Here is a 16,512-nt window from a genome sequence, read left to right as displayed (position 1 = left end):
TCAGGTCGCGACAAGGGCCGTCTTGGACAGCGGTACCGGGATCGCGGGAGTGCCGGGAAGCACGGGCCGGAACGGGGAGAGTTCGGGCAGGTCCGGGGTCAGGTCGGCGTGCCGGTTGCAGGTGTTGACTGCCTGACGGAGCGAGGTGTGCGGGGCACGGATGCGAGCCCATCCGCCGGTCGAATCGCCGGTGACGGCGACGCCCCGGGTGTCGGTGGGGATCTGGATCGCTGCCAGAACGGCATCCGGGGCGATATCGCCGAAGGCCATGTTCGCCGAGGTTTCGTCGTTGACGCGGTGGGCGGTGCGGCCGGTGAGCTGGGCGCGGAGCATGGTGATGCCCTTGCCGAGTTCGGAGCCGAAGCGCTGCCCGCAGATCTCCAGGTAAATGCCGGCGGCGCGGCCGAGCTGGGCGAGGCGGACCAGCGCAGTGATGATCCGGTCCCGGCGCTTCTCCTCTTCCTTGTTGGCGAACAAGGCGAGTTCTGCGACCTCGTCGACCAGGACCACGATCGGCACCGGCCGCAGTTCTTCCGGCAGGCTCCAGATATCGGCCGCGATCTCCGCATCCGGCACGTCAACGCTGATCCGCTGCTCGGCGCGGATGAGTTGATAGACGCCCTCCATCCGGGCCACGAGCGCATCGAGGAGTTCGGCGGCGGTATCGGGGTTGTCGGCGAGCGCCGAGAACCGCCGGGCCAGGGGGAACAGTTCCACCCCTTGCTTGCAGTCGATGCCGACCAGGGCGACCCGGTGCGAGGCGAGCGCGGCCACCAGGTTGCGCTGGTAGACGGACTTGCCTGACTCCGTGGCGCCAAGGGTGAGCGCGTGGGGTATCGACCGGTAGTCGCGGTAGTGGACCGAGCCGTCTTCGCGCAGGGCGACCGGAACCCGCATCGGCCGGGTGTCCAGCCGCGCCGGCATCTGCACCCGCTTGAGCACGTCGTAGCCGGTCATACGGACCTCGACCACGCCCGAGCGCAGCTCACGCGAGGTGACGCCGTACATGACGAACGAGTGCCGTAGCCGGTCACAGGAGGCAGCGACGTCGAAGGCGTCCTGACCGGGGCGGAGCTTGAGCCGCAGCACCAGACCGGTCCGGGTCGGCCGCACCCGGAGAATGCGCGGAGCACGAGGGCCTGGCACGGGCCGGTTGGCAACCCGGGCCAGGGTTAAGCGCCAACGCGCGGGTGGGACCGTCAGGCCGCAGGCGTCCATGACCGTGCCGTACCGGAGCAGGACCCGCAGGGTGGCGAGGGTGACCCCGAAGGTCAGCCAGTACCAGGCGGGGCGTCGCCACCGCAGGAGACCCGCGGTGGCGACGACCAGCACGAGAGCGACCATGAAGTCGGTCATGATCAGGCTGCCTGCGACGCCGCAGCGGTCAGCGAGGTGACGGCGACCGCGCGGAAGGCGATCCCGTGGCGCTTCTGGCCGTTGAACTCGTTTTCCCACGGCCGGGCGATCAGTCCCGTGAGCGCGACCGGGGTGCCCATCGGCAGCTCACCGGAGATGCCGGTCTCGGGCACGGTGATGTTCAGGATCTCCACCTCCCCGCGCAGGGCGAACATCACGCTCACGGTCATCAGGGTCGCGCCGGTCTCGGTGTCGGTGGCGACCTCACCGGTACGGCGGTCACGGATCTTCGGTTCCGGGGCCTGCGCAACCATCGCGGTGGCGTCGGAGGTGTCGACGGGGATCTGACGCATCGTTGAATCTCGCTTCCATCGGGCCGACTCAGTCAGCACTTACAGAGCTGTAGTCCTCAACTCCTCTTTAGGAGTTGCTATGACTATGCAGACTCCCCCACCACTCGTCAAGTCCTCAAGAGGACTTAGACTGTGTGTCGGAGCAAGGAGGCCGCAGATGGCGAAGCGATACGAGAAGGTTTCTGAAGATTTGCGCCGCCGCGTCGAGTCCGGCGAGTACGTCCCTGGAGACCGGCTGCCGGCGGAGACGACCCTTGTCACGAAGTACAAGGTCAGCTTGCCCACACTGCGGCAGGCCCTGAGCGCGCTCCAGGCGGAGGGGCTGATCGAGAAGAAGCACGGTCTCGGCAACTTCGTACGCAAGCAGCGCCAGCGCGCCGAGCGGAGCAACCTCCGCCACCAGTGGGAGAAGGACCGTGCACGCGCCGACCTGAAGGAGCGCAGCACCACCGGCGCAACCGAGCGGGACACCGGCCTCACCATCACCCAATTGGCGTTCAACGCCCAGTACGAGCGCATCGAAGCCTCAGAGGCCCTAGCCGCGGCACTGGGCGTCGATCCGGGCACCGCCGTACTCAGGCGGACGTATCGCACCCGCAGCGTGGACGAGGACGAGCCGCTGAACGTGGCCCGCTCGTACATCCCCTACGCGCTTGTCGAGCAGAACCCTGACCTACTCGACGAGGGCCAGGAGCCGTGGCCCGGCGGCACCATGAACCAGCTGCACACCGTGGGCGTTGAAGTCGACCGGGTCGAGGAGGTCGTGACCGCCCGTCCGCCGACATCTGACGAGGTCGAGGAACTGGGACTCATGCCAGGTGTCGCAGTCATGGACGTCCGAAAAACCCTCTACGACATCAACGGCCGGATCGTGGAGGTGGCGGACGTAGTCCTGCCCGGCGACCGCTACGCCGTGAAGTGCGTAACTCCACTGGAAAGGTGGTGAACGGTCGCATGACGCACCTTGTCTCGGTGATCACGCCGGTACACGGACCGGCCGCGCCCTATCTCGCTGACGCCTACTCGTCGCTCACCCAGCAGGAGATGCCCGCCGGTTGGGACTGGGAATGGCTCATCCAAGAGGACGGCGAGACGGAGGATGTACGCCCGCACGTCCCCGAAGACTCCCGCATCAGCTTCGGCCAGGGGCGGCACGGCCGCGCCGGCATGGCCCGCACGATGGCACTTGCCCGCGCCCGCGGCGACCTGGTCAAGGTGCTGGACGCCGACGACATGCTCACCCCTGGGGCACTACTCCGAGACATCACGGTTCTGACCGCGCAGAGCGGAGTCGCCTGGACAACCTCACGCGTCCTCGATCTGCTGCCGGATGGATCAACCGTCGGTTTCGAGGGCGACCCCCCAGCCGGGCCGATCACTCAAGGCGCGGTCCTGGAAAGGTGGCGGACACACAACTACAGGGCACAGGTGCACCCGGCAACCCTGTGCGCACGGCGTGACGTGGTTACCGCGCTTGGCGGTTGGATGGCACTCCCAGCCTCCGAGGACACCGGACTCTTGATGGCCCTGAACGCCGTCAGCACCGGATGGTTCACCGAGGAGTGCGGACTCCTCTACCGGAAGTGGCCCGGTCAGAGCACCGCCCAGGATGCCCACCACCACGAAGCCGAACGGCGCGCCCGCATGAAGATCATCGAGGAACGCGCCGAAGCACTGGGGAAGCTCAGCACATGGAGCCTCTGAGCACGATCTGACGACCAGAGTGGCGGGTGTTGCGGTAAGAGTTTCTCTACTTCATCAAGCCCCGGCTGCGCTCCGCTCCGCCGGGCGCGCTTCCCGGCTCCGCTCCGGGCGCCGCTCCTGCCTTCGGCCCGCTCCGCCCGCGCTGCGCCGACGCGCGCCCACTGGTGGATAGGGCCGGTAGCCATGAGTCGATCACCGCATAGAGCGGCGCGCGGTCAAAGACGATGCCTCCGGCGGGGGATCGGCCGGCACCGGGATGGAGGGGGCGCCGTCGCCGACTGCGGGCACGTTGGGGCGTGCGCGGGGTGCTCCCATCCCGTCCACCGTCGACCCAGGCAGAGCCGAGCAGACGCGGCCCAGGGCGTCAAGGTCGTTCGTACAGTGGCGCGCTCCACCTTGACGCCCTGAACCACGCCCGCTCCACGGTGTGTGGGTCGACGGCGGACGGGATGGGAGCTGGGGAGAGTGGTGGGTTGAGGAAGTCGATGGTAGCGATCTCTCCTATGGAGAGCAGGCATCGTCCGGTACAGTGTGTGGTTAAGCAGCAGACGCCTGCTCGCGCCTGATCGGTCTCACCCACGCTGAGATCGTAATGACGGCTAAGGGTCTCAGACTCGCGTCATGGTTATTCCCGTCGTTTGGCGCATCGTCTGTGCGCCCTTCCGAGCGGGGAGCGTGGGTCCGCGCAGGAGAAAGAACCATGACGGAACACAAGGCCCTAAAGAAGGCCATTCGTAGGCGCATGGCAGAGACCGGCGAGCCTTACAACACGGCACGGCGGAACGTCCTCACTCAGTTCCAATCGGCCATCAGCCCCTCAACCGGGGAAACTGGTGCTGCGCAGGCCCGTTGGAGGGCAAAGCCGCAGTCCGTAAGCGTATGGGGCGGAGTCGACACGGCGAAGCTTTTCGGTAGCGCGGCGCGCGTCGACACGACGAAGCTGTTCGGGCCGAAGCTGGACACGGCGAAGTTGTTCGGTGGTGCGGCACGGTTCGATACGGCGAAGCTTTTCGGTAGCGCGGCGCGCGTCGACACGACGAAGCTGCTCGGGCCGAAGCTGGACACGGCGAAGTTGTTCGGCGGTGCGGCACGGTTCGATACGGCGAAGCTTTTCGGTAGCGCGGCGCGCGTCGACACGACGAAGCTGTTCGGGCCGAAGCTGGACACGGCGAAGTTGTTCGGCGGTGCGGCACGGTTCGATACGGCGAAGCTTTTCGGTAGCGCGGCGCGCGTCGACACGACGAAGCTGTTCGGGCCGAAGCTGGACACGGCGAAGTTGTTCGGCGGTGCGGCACGGTTCGATACGGCGAAGCTGTTCGATGCCGCGACTTCCAGCGCAGCGACACTGGGGGCGACTCGCCCATCTGTCAAGAAGCCTGGTTCTCGCTGACACCAACGGCTGACACCAACAGAGGCGAATAGCAGCGGACTGCTACGAACCTCAGCGGACTGTCGGCCGAGCCCCAGAGCCAGTTGGTCAACCTCGAAGGTCTAGCGTGATCGACCTGATAAGGATGAGGTCGATCATCAAAACCAGCATGCAGCAAGGGGGTGCCGGCCCTGTCCTGGACGGCACCCCCTTGTCGTGCGCTTCTGCCATCTGGGTTTCGTCGACTCCGTTTAGCTGGGCTTCGTGAAGCTGCTCAGGAACCCTGCGCATGGCGAGGCCGCGTGTCTATCCTGGGGCGCACAGATGGCGGGAATCCGCTTTGTCGACGCGGTTGTGTGCGACGGGGGTTAGGCGATGGTGAGTGCGGAGATCGCGCAGTGGGTGGAGCAGGCCGGCCCTGCTGCAACGGCTGCGGTGAGTGCTTACGGGGTAGCGGTGCTGACTCGGACGCAGGACGCGGCCGCGGATGCCACGGTCGGGCTGGGCCAGCGGATCTTGCAGTTGGTGTGGCGGCGTCGTGACGAGGCGGGCCGGGCCGAGCTGGAACGTGTGGTGGGCGAGGCCTCCGACGAGCAGAGCGAGGCGTACACCACGGCCGTGTTGAGCCGGCTACTCAAGCGCGCCTTGCAGGACGACCCCGAACTCAGCAAGGAACTGTCCGCCATGCTGCCCGTCACGGCCGCGGGCACGGTCACCATCACGGCGGCTGGCGAGCGGTCGATCGCCGCCCAGCACATCGGCACCGCGATCATCGGAGACGGCCACACCCCGCCCCAGCCATGACCACGGACGACGCCACGCCCCGGCAGCACATCGAGGCCGCCGGACAGCGGTCGATCGCGGCCGACCAGATCACGAACGCCTACACCGGGGATGTCCTGCCCGCCGAAGCGTTGTATGCCGCCGAGAAGGTCACGGCGGCCCCCGGCCTTTCTAATCTCCCCCCGGCCGGTCTTTGCCTGGGCCGTGAGGAGGAACTGGCGTGGCTGCGCCGTACCTTGACCGGGGGAGGGGAGGGTGCGATCACCCAGGGCGGGACCTTGCACGGGCTGGGCGGGATCGGCAAGAGCACCCTCGCCCTGCACTACGCCCACCGCCACCGTGCTGGCTACGCCCTGATCTGGTGGATCAACGCCGCGTCCCCGGACGAAATCGAGACCTCCCTCACCGCCCTCACACACGCCCTGGTTCCCGGCTGGGCAGCCACGGCAGGACGTGGCGCGCAGGTGGCCTGGGCGATGCAGTGGCTGGCCTGGCACAAGGGCTGGCTGCTGGTTTACGACAACGTCGACAACCCCGACGAAATCACCGCCTACACCGGCGCACTGCACCAGGGACATCACCTGGCCACCAGCCGCCGCGCCACCGGCTGGCCCGACAGCGCCCCCACCCTTGCCTTGGGCACCCTCGACCCCGACGACGCCAACGCCCTGCTGTGCCGACTCGTGTTCAAGGACACCACTCCCACAGCCCGGCAGCAGGCCGATGCCCGCGCCCTGGTCACCGACCTGGGGTACCTCCCGCTGGCGGTCAAACAGGCTGGCGCCTACCTGATCCGCAACCGCGGCATCCAGCTTGACAACTACCGCCGCCGCCTGGGCGCCAAACTCGACAGGACCGCCCCCGGCATCGACCCCGAACGCACCATCGCCCGCATATGGAACGTCACTCTCCGCGCACTGGAACAGTCTGATCCGCTGGCCGTGGAGGTGCTGTACACCGCCGCCTGGCTCGCCCCCAACAACATCCCCCACACCCTGCTCACCTCGCCCGGCACCGACCCCGACGACACCGCCGAAGCCATCGGCACCCTGGTCGACTACAGCATGGTCACCGATACCGGCACCACCATCAGCGTCCACCGCCTGGTCCAAGCCGTCCTGCGCACCCCCCACAACCCCGACAAGACCGCGCCACCCTGGCACCTGGCAGGACGGGAACGCGCCGAACAAGCCGTCCTGCATCACCTCGTCCCACCACGAGGCCAGGACAACGCCACCGAAGACCAGTGGGACACCCTCACACCCCACCTGGTCGCCCTCGCCGCCACCACCCCCTCAGAGCACCACAACGAACCGCTCACCGATGCATACGACACCGCCGCCCACCGTCTCCACCAGCAAGGCCACACCGCCCGCACCATCCCCCTGTACGAGGCCACTCTCGCCCAACGTGAGCGGGTGCTGGGCGACACCCACCCCGACACCCTGAATAGCCGCAACAACCTCGCCAGCGCGTACGAGTCGGCGGGGGATCTGGAGCGGGCCATCCCCCTGCACGAGGCCACCCTCGCCCAACGTGAGCGGGTGCTGGGCGACACCCACCCCGACACCCTGATCAGCCGCAACAACCTCGCCAGCGCGTACGAGTCGGCGGGGGATCTGGAGCGGGCCATCCCCCTGTACGAGGCCACCCTCGCCCAGTACGAGCGGGTGCTGGGCGGCACCCACCCCGACACCCTGATCAGCCGCAACAACCTCGCCAGCGCGTACGAGTCGGCGGGGGATCTGGAGCGGGCCATCCCCCTGTACGAGGCCACCCTCGCCCAACGTGAGCGGGTCTTGGGCGACACCCACCCCAACACCCTGATCAGCCGCAACAACCTCGCCTACGCCTACCGGGTGGCGGGGGATCTGGAGCGGGCCATCCCCTGTACGAGGCCACCCTCGCCCAACGTGAGCGGGTCTTGGGCGACACCCACCCCGACACCCTGATCAGCCGCAACAACCTCGCCAGCGCGTACGAGTCGGCGGGGGATCTGGAGCGGGCCATCCCCTGCACGAGGCCACCCTCGCCCAGTGTGAGCGGGTGCTGGGCGACACCCACCCCGACACCCTGATCAGCCGCAACAACCTCGCCGGCGCCTACTACGCGGCGGGGATCTGGAGCGGGCCATCCCCTGCTTGAGGCCACCCTCGCCCAGTACGAGCGGGTCTTGGGCGACACCCACCCCAACACCCTGATCAGCCGCAACAACCTCGCCGGCGCCTACTACGCGGCGGGGATCTGGAGCGGGCCATCCCCTGCTTGAGGCCACCCTCGCCCAGTACGAGCGGGTCTTGGGCGACACCCACCCCAACACCCTGATCAGCCGCAACAACCTCGCCGCCGTCCGCCAAGCTGCCCAGGCTGTACAGCACGGAAGTACAGCAACCGCAGCAACCACCCCCGACCAGTCGACACAGTCCTGGGCTGCGCAGCAACCGCAATGACTCTCCGTGGCCGATCTGCTTTTAGCTACGGACTAGAAGCTACGTGTGCTGCGCACAATCGCAGTATGACCGACACCGTCGAAGCCGCCTGGCGCAAGATCCTGGCAACCGCCGGCGAGCACACCTGGCCGGATGGCTCGCCGCTCCTGGGGCCGTTTACCGAGATGGTGCGGATGGCCCATGCCGAGCCGCAGCTGCGTCAGCTCTACCCGTGGACGGGCATGTGGGAGCTGCACTTCAGCAGATGCACGGGGTTCCGTCCCACCTGGGACATCCCCTACATCGGCACCCTGAGCGACGGCCGGTACTACGTCGAGGGACCGCATCGCAACAGCCCGCGGATCGCTGAAACGGACAGCGCACAGGCCGCCGTAGCCATGGTCATCGAGCGACTGCCACCAGGCTGCGGCCCAGCCTTTGTGGGCACTGCCGAGGAACTGGCGGCTTACGAGAGGAAGACGGGACCCGAGTAGAGCGCAAGATCGTTGAGTGCTCCCCGGGCCGTCTGTGGGCCGTCCGAGGGCGGTCAACGACGGCCGATGGACGGCACGCTCCCCGAGTGGGCGAGACACGAGCTTCCCTGTTTGCCGTACAGCAGCGAAGTACACGGCCCGATGCAGATTCGGTGCCCGCACGGAGAGCACGTCGGGGGGTAACAGCGTCGAGGCCGCTCCTCTCCCGCTGGTCGGCAGCGACCGGGGTCAGCGCGCTCGCTGACTTGACTGGGTCATTGAAACTCCAGCCCAAAGCCGCTCCGCCAACCGCGCCCTTAAGCGCACGCCGTCTCTGGTCAACCTACGGCGGCAGGTCACACCCGATCTCAGACAGCACAGGCCAGGACGGCTCATACCGTTCTCAACATGCAGTTCCTTGCAGTCACAGCACGTCCACGGCAGAGCCACTGTCAGTGGTGGGCACTAGTCTTAGCTGTATCAAGTCCGCAGACCAGCGCAGCTGCCTGTGCAAGTACAAGGCATCTGACACACTGGGTAGTAGTTGTGGGCGGCTGCGACTGAGGGCACGGCGGAAGGGGTGATGATGGCAGCAACCAGCACGCGTGAAGAGCGTTTCAGGCACACCCTAAATACGCTAGTCACGCGTGAAGGCGTAGCACCGGAAACACTGCTTGACCTGCTGGGATCAAAGGAATCGTACAAGGCGCTGACTTCCGGCTCCCGCCTGCCTTCCGCATACGAAGCGACCTTGTTGAGCGCTTTCTTCCGAGTGGCGCCGGGTTTGCTACTCCAAGGCGACGAGCCGTCAATGGGAGTGAGTCTACGGCTTGGAACTGTCGAGGGAATTCACGACGTAAGTGATGTCGTTTCTCATGCCACTCAATTGCTAGCTACGGATCGCCTAACACGCGAGTGGGGTTTCACTCAGCCGATCATAGATGTAGCAAGCTTCGCTCCATCTAAAGTCTGGCATGACCGCTACGCCGGCGAGAGAACTGCTGCTCGACTGAGGGCATATCTAGACTTCAGTGAGACTGAGCCAGTAGAAGATCTAACAGGGCTAGTTGAAAGCCTCGGCGTCCCAGTCGAGTACAGGAAACTACCAGACCAGGTCCACGGGATCTCGATCCCAGAGAAATGGGGAAACCGCGTTTCCTGGGTCGTAATAATCAACTCAAACGATGTTTGGTCGCGACAGCGCTTCACTCTGGCCCATGAACTTTGCCATGTCCTGCAGAATGACCCAGGCCAGGTGATCGTCGACCGCGCAACAATGCAGGATTTGCGCCCCGAAAGAATCGCGAACTCCTTTGCGCGGAACTTCTTGCTGCCGGAAGAAGCACTCCTTAGCAGACTGGAGCAGCATGGGCAGATTTTCACCGAGGATCAAGCTGCGGCACTAGTAGCAGACATCATTTTGACTTACGGGGTAAGTCGTGATGCCACGATGATTGCACTGCCTGAAGTCGCCGCAGATGAAGTTGACGCGTCACTCATGACATTCTGCCAGACAGTCCAAGTTGGCGAACTGATGCGAATTTCAGGCAATTCCGACGTGTGGGATGAGTTGAATTCGACACGAGGGCAAAACTTCCCCTCCGAACGGCTGTCCCAACAAGTTCTCGACGCTTACGCTGAGCAACTGGTGAGTCTGCAATCTGTGGCAGACGTAATTGCCGACGGCTCTGTCGAGGATGCTCGCTCGCAATTGAGCAAAGCCGGGTGGAACATAAATTCAGCGAGTGATCGCGGATAGCCAGACAAGCTGGTCAACTACAGAGACGGCATATGTCGCCGTGCTTCAAGCAGCGGAAAGCGCTCGCGTCAGTCGGCTGACGACGCGCAGGGACAGTGGCGAACGTCCGTGTCACCTGATTGAAGCTGTTGAACAGCTCAGCAGCGTCCACCGGGTCAGCTTCACATCCCAGCTCGGCCAGGAGCTGTCCAAGATCCTTGCAGGGGACGCCGTGGCTCTCCGCAACAGTGATTGCGCCACCGTCGTTCGTAAGGAGCACGGTCTTACCCCCGAGCTCAACCGTCCGCGCGGCACAGACAATGCTGTGCGTCTCCCCTGCATGCTTGTGTGCAGAAGTCACAGCGTCCATGGTCCTGCCGGCGCGTTCGGCTGCGGCAGCATCAATCCCTCTCAACTGCCTTAGCACCTGGTCGAGTTTGCCGAAGGTGTCCAGCGCAGTCGGAAGAGGGCATTCCGCGATCTGTCCAGCATCGAGGTACCGGACGACGGCATCGGCACCGCTGCACAGCAGTCGCGTGTGGGGCGTACGCTGCGCCTCGGATGTCCCCGAAAGGCGCCTGATCTCCGCGGCAACTGCCTGAGTTACCACGAGAGATGCCCCGTAGAGATCCAAGATCTTGTCGAGCAGGACGGGTCTACGAGCAAGCGCGCAGAGCAGCCCCGTGTCCCCCCAAGCCCGGTCCACATCCACATGGTGTCGCGGGAGAGCAGGGGAAGTTGGGGGGCGGACACGCGCATGCGTCCTCGGCTGGAGGCTCGGCCGCCGTAGGGCCATCCCCTTCGGAGAGGGGCGCTCCAGATCGTCCAACTCCCCCTCCGGCGACTTCCGATGTGCGCCGACGAGGCGTCAGAGCATCGTTCTTAGGGTAGCCGCCGCACCGAGCGGATGCACGCGCCTCAGGCTCACCAGAAGCTCTGGACGGCTGAAGGCGTCACGGGATGCGCAACTGGTCATCATCGGCCTCGTCCGCGGTCGCATCGGGACACCAACCACGGACGGGACACCATCGGCATTGCTCGCCCGGAGTGCTGTTCCAGGTCGTATCCCGATGCCACTTCTTGGCGCGCAGGCGCACTTCGGCTTTCGCCATGCGCAGTAGACGAGAATCGCCAAGATCCCAGGAAAACACTCGACTATCCTCCGGGGCCAGAACTTCCAGCTCAAGCCGCGCCTTGTCACTCCTGCAGGGGCCCCGGTATCCGCTACCAATCAAATTCAAAAGCCAAGGTACCGCGAAGAACCTATCAAACGCCTCCTGCGCATCCCCTGGCAGGCTCAAGGTGGTGGTCTTCGTCTCTCTGATCACGAAAATGCCATCAGGATCCACATACAGCAAGTCAGGTTTGCTGACGACTATGGCATCCGCTTGCGCATCATACCCGTATACCGATACCTCACTTCCAATCACTTGCACCCCTTCACCTATTGGACATACAGCAGCGTGCTGCGTAACGTATTCCCGTGAGTCCAGGTAATCCCTCTCGTCGAGACCTGGGGGAAAATTCCCATCAATTGCGTCGAGATCACTCGGATCACACGTCTGGCTGCCCATATGGGCCCGAGCCAGCCATTCATGAATAACTCTACCCCGCTCCGAGGAGGGGGCCACGCTCGATTCTGAGGGCAAGTTGTTTGAACTCAGGTACCACTGGGCGGGACATTTTTCGTAGACCTCGAGGTCACGTGCACTAACCGTTCGCGTAGCGAGCCCTTTACGAGACTGCCCAAGAAACCCGTCAAGCCTTTCCAAGGAAGTGCAGCAGCCTGCGATCTTGCATCGTCCGCAGCTGTTTCCAGGTGTTGGCCTATTCGGCGCGACGATCTTACTGACTACCGGAAACACTTTAGTCGCATACAGCGACTCCGCCATGGAAGGACTGTCGTCAAAGAGGGTCTCCATGGATCCATCACTAAGGCCGATTTCTACAACTCGAACCCGACCCAAGTGCCCCCGCGGCCGAAACAACCCTGCAATATGCGCTGCCGTGATAGCCCAGTTCTCAACGTCCTTTGCGACTGGGCGGGCTTTGCCGAAACGGAGCTTGCGAACTTCGCGAACACCGGATTCGCTGTCGTATACGGGCGCCCATACCGTAAGCTGGTTCGACGGAACACTGACGTCTGGGACAGCCATCGGGTCACAGACTCGGAGCCTGAGAGTCCCGAGTTCAGATTCTGACATCTCGTGGCAGTTAAGGTAATTCTCAACAGCTCGGGCTATGTAATTCCTGTCGCCCGAGTGCAGCTGATACTGGGCTAGCTCAATCTGCACAAGCCTGTTAAGGGTTTCCCAGTCGGAAGATCCCAGTTCATCGTGCAGCCTCAGACTTACGTCGCGGACGATACCGAGAACGAACGTCTGCGAGTCGTCCCGTCTGCGTACCCAGTCTGTTGGCTTCAGCTTGGGACGCACCTTCAGCGCTCCATACAAGCCACATCCATGAGGCAGCCCTTGCACGTCTGAAGCACTCACACGAAGCAGGTCCGACTGCCCACTGAACCTCGGCCACACACCCGGCGTTGTCATCCCGCCCCCTAGCTGCGCAACGTCACGATGGATGTCACATAGTCAGAAAAGCTACCTCAGGACACCACACCTAGGAGCAGAACTTCCCAACGCCGTAGAGTTACCGTGAACTGAGCTTGTTCCGCTGTCACCCGACGCCGACCGACAACGACAGAAGCCCACGGCGTCTGATCTGGTCAGAGCAGTGGGCTTCTTCAGTCTCGCTGGTCAGCGGGACCGATGATCAGTAGACCGGCAAGTCAAGCCGCACGAACAGGAGCGGCGGTCATCGCAGACGGCCACCGCGGCTGGTCGCTACTCGGAGCGCGTCCCCCAAGGATCCAGCCAATCCGGTTGCCAGGGCTCGCAGTTCCTCCGGTCCCGCGTCCGAGTCGGCAAGCACTTTTTGCGCCTGCTCCAGCAGCCCGGCGGCCATGCCGAGTTGGACCGATTCGATGTTGTCCGCCAGGCGGGACATGTAGCCGTCGCGATCGTCGGTGCTGAGGTAGCAGGGCTTGCCGTCGGGTCCCGACCACGGCAGTAGCCGCAACTCGTTTTGCGCTGTCACTCTTCCGTCCCCCTCTGGTCAATCTGATGGTGCGTGGTGAAGACCGCCTCGGCGTGATCACCCGGGAACACCAGGAGCGCGGCCTCGACCACGCGTCCAGCGGCATCCGTCATTACGCGCGTGATCGCAAGAACGGCCCAGGCAGAGCCGATCCGAAGGACCGAGGCTTCCTCCTGTGTCGGCAGGCGAACGCTGACCTTCTCCCGGACGTCGGCCAGTGGCGGGCGCAGGTCCGCCAGGTTCGCCACCAGCCCCACGTACGAGGTCGACTCCTCAGGCATGGAGGCCGGCGCCAGGTCCCGGGGCACGTAGATACGAGCCAGGCTGTGCGGCGACTCCCCGTCATGGCTGAGACAGACGAGCTCGGTCAGTGGGCTTCTGGCCGGTACGTGCATGAGGGCCGCCAGATGCCCACGCGCCTGGATCTTGGCGGTGCGGATCGTGACGCGCAGAGCTGCGTCAGCAGGGGTGTGCACGTCGGGCATCGCACCTCCGCCGCGGTACGTGATTCTGCGGAGGGGGCGACGGACGAAGTTGCCCTTGCCGTGGATCTTCTCGATCAGCCCTTCCCCTTGGAGGACTGCGAGAGCGCTCCGCAGAGTCGGTTTGCTGACCGCGTAGTGCGAGGCGAGGTCGGGCTCAGACCGAAGGCGTTCGCCGGCCTTGAGCCGACCGGTCAGGATCTGGTTCCGGAGGTCACCGGCGATAGCGTCACAGCGGGAAGACACGGACCCAATCACCACCTTCTCAGCATTCGCATGGCGACCAGCCGGGTCCGTGCGTGCATGGTCAGCAGCTCGCCCGAGTCGAACACAAGCCGCTTGGCACCGTGCGCCAGTTGGAAGAGGTCGACCACACGGCACTGCTGGCCGCCCACCTGGATGAGGTCCCCGCGCTGCACGCTGGTCGAGGTGATCTCGACGGTGGAGGCCAGCGCGCCGCCGAGCGCCCGATCCCTCACCGTTTCACCTCCGTCGGCGCGGACCGGTTGAACACCGAGTGGCACGGGCAGTCGCAGGCTTCGTAAATCACCGGGACATCGATCGGCGCCGTGGCCGGGGAAGACTCCGCACAGACGTGGTGCGTACCGATCCGGCATGAGGTCGACAGGTAGGGGACGGTCTCAGCGTTCGTGATGCGCGGCTGCTGGTGGGAGGGCATCAGTGGGCCCCCTTGAGGGTCGACCACGCCTCAGCCGACAGACGCGGAGCCACCACCACCGAGCGCTGCCGTGCGCGCTGCTCCCAGGCCAGCACGTACGGGCGGACGAGCGCATTCTCCTCGCCCAGGAGCAGGTGAAGGCGGTCAGTGGTGTCCGGCATCCATTCCGGAACGACCGGCGGTTCTGCCGCAAGCGCAGGAGGCATCACCACAACCGTCCGGGACGGCGTTAAGGGCCGGCGATGCCTGCCCTTGGGGAAGTGCCGTGCTCTGGCGAGTGAGACGGCACGACGGATACGGTTGAACATGCTGATCAGCTCCTCAGGGCTGACGGCCTTGCCCCCGGGCGGCTGGTACCGCCGCGGGGGTTTTGTCGTTGACTCCGGCCCAGACGCTGCGGCCGTCCGCGCTGCTGTCGACGAGCCCGAACGAGTCGGCCGTCGCCAGTGCTGCGAGGAGCTCTTGCCATCGCTCGGGAGAGAGGGGGCAAGGTACGTGCGCCTCCACACGGGCCCACCCCTTGCCGCGCATCAGGATGGGCGCGATACCCAGGGCTGCGAGACGTGCGGTCATACGCTCGACACGACCATCAGGGGATAACGCGAGACGATCCCTCGGCTGCACCTTCCCCCCTCGCAAGCTAGATAGCCAAGAGCAAGTTGGTTATCTAGATTAGAGGTAGTGGTCTAGATTTTCCATATGCGTGAGCAGCCGCCATACCTCCACATCGTTGACGTGCTACGACAGCGCATCGCCGATCAGGAGTGGGCGCCGGGAGACCGTCTGCCGTCCCGCGCACAACTGGCGCAAGAGTGCAAAGTGGGCGAGGCCGTCATTCGTCGCGCCCAAGAGACGCTCATCGCCCAGGGCGTCTTGGAAGGGCGAGCAGGCTCGGGAACCTACGTCGCGGAGCCGCGGGAGCGACTGCGCATGGTGCGCTCGCGGCAGCATGAGCACACCGACGGCGCGTTGTTCCGTGCGGAGATGGCCGCGCTCGGCAAGAGGGGAACTTGGGAGAGCCGCAGCGAAGCGATGGTGCCGGCTCCGGTGGACATCGCAGCGCGCCTCGACATCCCCGAGGCGGACTACTGCGTGCGCACACAGTACGAGTACTTGGCCGACGGGAAACCCGTTCTTGTGTCAACGAGCTGGGAGCCGTACAGCATCACGTCCGGCACGCTGGCGGTTCTGCCAGAGGGCGGACCGTACGCCGGGATGGGCGTGGTGCGACGCATGGCCGAGATCGGCATCACGGTCAGCCGGGCGACGGAACAGCCGGAGCCCCGGCAGGCGACCGCCGAGGAGGCGTCACTCCTGGGTGTCCAGAAGGGTGCTCTCGTAACGCACATCCGGCGGACGTACTTCAGCGACGACGGTCGGCCCGTGGAGACGGCGGACATCGTGGTGCCCGCTACTCACTGCGAGATCGTCTACGAGATCCCGATCAACCGATAGCCGACGGCGTGCCTGCCGCTGTAAGCGAGTGTCTAACTGCGTGACAACGCCGACGGACAACGTCGAACAAGCGCGGACGCCTGCGGACCGTCAGCCCAGGTGAGAAGCACACTGGGCCCGGACCCGGCCCGTACTCAACTTGCTTCGGGACGAAGAGGTCACGCCTTGCCCGAGCCAGAGGGGCAAGGGGCAACGGAACGCACCAGGCCGAGTCGGCAGTGGCTCAGTGATCCTTATTCGCCATGCTGAGGACAACTACCAGGCCGACGGCAGCGATCACGACTGCGCCGATCAGATAAGGAGGGGCAGCATCCTGGCACCCTGGCCACCTGTGAAAAGCCGCAGAGACCGCTGACCCACATGAGTGCGTCACATTATCAACGTCACTGGTGAAGCTGACTGGCAGCAGCGCGACGATAACGGCAGCAGCACCGGAAACTACGGCGACGAGTTTGGCGCGAGTACGAGGTGGCACTTGCGTCCTCTCAATGTGGGCCAACGCTGCTGGCCTAGACGGCCAGGGCAACCCTACGGCTCCACTTAGCGCTCAGCCACCCTCTGATAGCAGAGGCGAGCACGGGGCGGGAGTCGCCAA

At 64.9% G+C, this 16,512-nt stretch carries 17 protein-coding genes; 10 read left to right on the top strand and 7 right to left on the bottom strand.

Going from position 1 to position 16,512, the window contains the following annotated elements; all coding sequences use genetic code 11:
- Both TNCT6_RS20400 and TNCT6_RS20395 read right to left on the bottom strand, forming a co-directional pair.
- Complete coding sequence (locus TNCT6_RS20400) at positions 1–1,356, bottom strand: FtsK/SpoIIIE domain-containing protein (RefSeq protein WP_141360774.1); 1,356 nt, start codon at positions 1,354–1,356, stop codon at positions 1–3.
- 2 nt (positions 1,357–1,358) lie between these two features.
- Positions 1,359–1,709 (bottom strand): hypothetical protein, encoded by a 351-nt coding sequence (locus TNCT6_RS20395; RefSeq protein ID WP_141360772.1) that lies wholly within the window; start codon positions 1,707–1,709, stop codon positions 1,359–1,361.
- Between the two features lie 157 nt (positions 1,710–1,866).
- Here TNCT6_RS20395 and TNCT6_RS20390 point away from each other — a divergent pair, with 157 nt between their 5' ends.
- The 9 genes from TNCT6_RS20390 to TNCT6_RS20360 all read left to right on the top strand — a co-directional run bounded on the left by TNCT6_RS20390 (position 1,867) and on the right by TNCT6_RS20360 (position 10,226).
- Positions 1,867–2,655: a GntR family transcriptional regulator gene (locus TNCT6_RS20390; RefSeq protein WP_141360770.1), complete on the top strand. Its 789-nt coding sequence runs from the start codon at positions 1,867–1,869 to the stop codon at positions 2,653–2,655.
- An 8-nt stretch (positions 2,656–2,663) separates the two neighbouring features.
- Positions 2,664–3,413: a glycosyltransferase family 2 protein gene (locus TNCT6_RS20385; protein WP_141360768.1), complete on the top strand. Its 750-nt coding sequence runs from the start codon at positions 2,664–2,666 to the stop codon at positions 3,411–3,413.
- 700 nt (positions 3,414–4,113) lie between these two features.
- Complete coding sequence (locus TNCT6_RS20380; protein WP_141360766.1) at positions 4,114–4,803, top strand: hypothetical protein; 690 nt, start codon at positions 4,114–4,116, stop codon at positions 4,801–4,803.
- 435 nt (positions 4,804–5,238) lie between these two features.
- Positions 5,239–5,586: a hypothetical protein gene (locus TNCT6_RS20375; RefSeq protein WP_253266169.1), complete on the top strand. Its 348-nt coding sequence runs from the start codon at positions 5,239–5,241 to the stop codon at positions 5,584–5,586.
- On the top strand, positions 5,583–7,517 hold the full coding sequence (locus TNCT6_RS20370) for a tetratricopeptide repeat protein (RefSeq protein WP_216372787.1): 1,935 nt from the start codon (positions 5,583–5,585) through the stop codon (positions 7,515–7,517). The genes TNCT6_RS20375 and TNCT6_RS20370 overlap by 4 nt, the downstream gene beginning before the upstream one ends.
- The gene (locus tag TNCT6_RS40975) at positions 7,490–7,642 is read left to right on the top strand and encodes a tetratricopeptide repeat protein (protein WP_253266168.1); all 153 of its coding nucleotides are present in this window, start codon (positions 7,490–7,492) and stop codon (positions 7,640–7,642) included. The genes TNCT6_RS20370 and TNCT6_RS40975 overlap by 28 nt, the downstream gene beginning before the upstream one ends.
- A 60-nt stretch (positions 7,643–7,702) precedes the next feature.
- Positions 7,703–7,834, top strand: coding sequence for a tetratricopeptide repeat protein (locus TNCT6_RS42095; protein ID WP_373996243.1), 132 nt, complete (start codon positions 7,703–7,705; stop codon positions 7,832–7,834).
- 246 nt (positions 7,835–8,080) lie between these two features.
- Entirely contained in the window at positions 8,081–8,488 is a 408-nt protein-coding gene (locus TNCT6_RS20365) for a DUF6193 family natural product biosynthesis protein (protein WP_253266167.1), read from the top strand.
- Positions 8,489–9,053: 565 nt separating this feature from the next.
- Positions 9,054–10,226 carry an ImmA/IrrE family metallo-endopeptidase gene (locus tag TNCT6_RS20360; RefSeq protein WP_172632966.1) on the top strand — a complete coding sequence of 391 codons (1,173 nt, stop codon included), beginning with the start codon at positions 9,054–9,056 and terminating at the stop codon, positions 10,224–10,226.
- Between the two features lie 932 nt (positions 10,227–11,158).
- On the opposite strand, the gene TNCT6_RS39980 is transcribed toward TNCT6_RS20360, so the two are convergent.
- The 5 genes from TNCT6_RS39980 to TNCT6_RS20330 form a co-directional block, all read right to left on the bottom strand.
- Positions 11,159–12,097, bottom strand: coding sequence for a PD-(D/E)XK nuclease family protein (locus TNCT6_RS39980; protein ID WP_172632965.1), 939 nt, complete (start codon positions 12,095–12,097; stop codon positions 11,159–11,161).
- A 922-nt stretch (positions 12,098–13,019) separates the two neighbouring features.
- A complete protein-coding gene (locus TNCT6_RS20350; protein WP_141360760.1) occupies positions 13,020–13,301 on the bottom strand; it encodes a hypothetical protein in 282 nt (93 codons plus the stop codon).
- On the bottom strand, positions 13,298–14,029 hold the full coding sequence (locus TNCT6_RS20345; protein ID WP_141360758.1) for a GntR family transcriptional regulator: 732 nt from the start codon (positions 14,027–14,029) through the stop codon (positions 13,298–13,300). The genes TNCT6_RS20350 and TNCT6_RS20345 overlap by 4 nt, the downstream gene beginning before the upstream one ends.
- A gap of 8 nt (positions 14,030–14,037) precedes the next feature.
- The gene (locus TNCT6_RS20340; protein WP_141360755.1) at positions 14,038–14,262 is read right to left on the bottom strand and encodes a hypothetical protein; all 225 of its coding nucleotides are present in this window, start codon (positions 14,260–14,262) and stop codon (positions 14,038–14,040) included.
- 199 nt (positions 14,263–14,461) lie between these two features.
- On the bottom strand, positions 14,462–14,770 hold the full coding sequence (locus TNCT6_RS20330; RefSeq protein ID WP_141360751.1) for a hypothetical protein: 309 nt from the start codon (positions 14,768–14,770) through the stop codon (positions 14,462–14,464).
- Positions 14,771–15,161: 391 nt separating this feature from the next.
- On the opposite strand from TNCT6_RS20330, the gene TNCT6_RS20325 reads away from it, so the two are divergent.
- Positions 15,162–15,917 (top strand): GntR family transcriptional regulator, encoded by a 756-nt coding sequence (locus TNCT6_RS20325; RefSeq protein WP_141360748.1) that lies wholly within the window; start codon positions 15,162–15,164, stop codon positions 15,915–15,917.
- Positions 15,918–16,512: the final 595 nt, after the last annotated feature.

It is taken from the genome of Streptomyces sp. 6-11-2, assembly GCF_006540305.1.
In the GTDB taxonomy this organism is placed as follows: Bacteria; Actinomycetota; Actinomycetes; order Streptomycetales; family Streptomycetaceae; genus Streptomyces.
The sequence above is the reverse complement of the archived record's forward strand: the minus strand, read 5'-3'. Positions and strand labels throughout refer to the sequence as shown.

Coding starts and splice junctions, on each gene's coding strand:
- TNCT6_RS20400 (WP_141360774.1), bottom strand. CDS start 1,356: ATGACCGACTTCATGGTCGCTCTCGTGCTGGTCGTCGCCACCGCGGGT.
- TNCT6_RS20395 (WP_141360772.1), bottom strand. CDS start 1,709: ATGCGTCAGATCCCCGTCGACACCTCCGACGCCACCGCGATGGTTGCG.
- TNCT6_RS20390 (WP_141360770.1), top strand. CDS start 1,867: ATGGCGAAGCGATACGAGAAGGTTTCTGAAGATTTGCGCCGCCGCGTC.
- TNCT6_RS20385 (WP_141360768.1), top strand. CDS start 2,664: ATGACGCACCTTGTCTCGGTGATCACGCCGGTACACGGACCGGCCGCG.
- TNCT6_RS20380 (WP_141360766.1), top strand. CDS start 4,114: ATGACGGAACACAAGGCCCTAAAGAAGGCCATTCGTAGGCGCATGGCA.
- TNCT6_RS20370 (WP_216372787.1), top strand. CDS start 5,583: ATGACCACGGACGACGCCACGCCCCGGCAGCACATCGAGGCCGCCGGA.
- TNCT6_RS20365 (WP_253266167.1), top strand. CDS start 8,081: ATGACCGACACCGTCGAAGCCGCCTGGCGCAAGATCCTGGCAACCGCC.
- TNCT6_RS20360 (WP_172632966.1), top strand. CDS start 9,054: ATGGCAGCAACCAGCACGCGTGAAGAGCGTTTCAGGCACACCCTAAAT.
- TNCT6_RS39980 (WP_172632965.1), bottom strand. CDS start 12,097: ATGGCGGAGTCGCTGTATGCGACTAAAGTGTTTCCGGTAGTCAGTAAG.
- TNCT6_RS20330 (WP_141360751.1), bottom strand. CDS start 14,770: ATGTTCAACCGTATCCGTCGTGCCGTCTCACTCGCCAGAGCACGGCAC.
- TNCT6_RS20325 (WP_141360748.1), top strand. CDS start 15,162: ATGCGTGAGCAGCCGCCATACCTCCACATCGTTGACGTGCTACGACAG.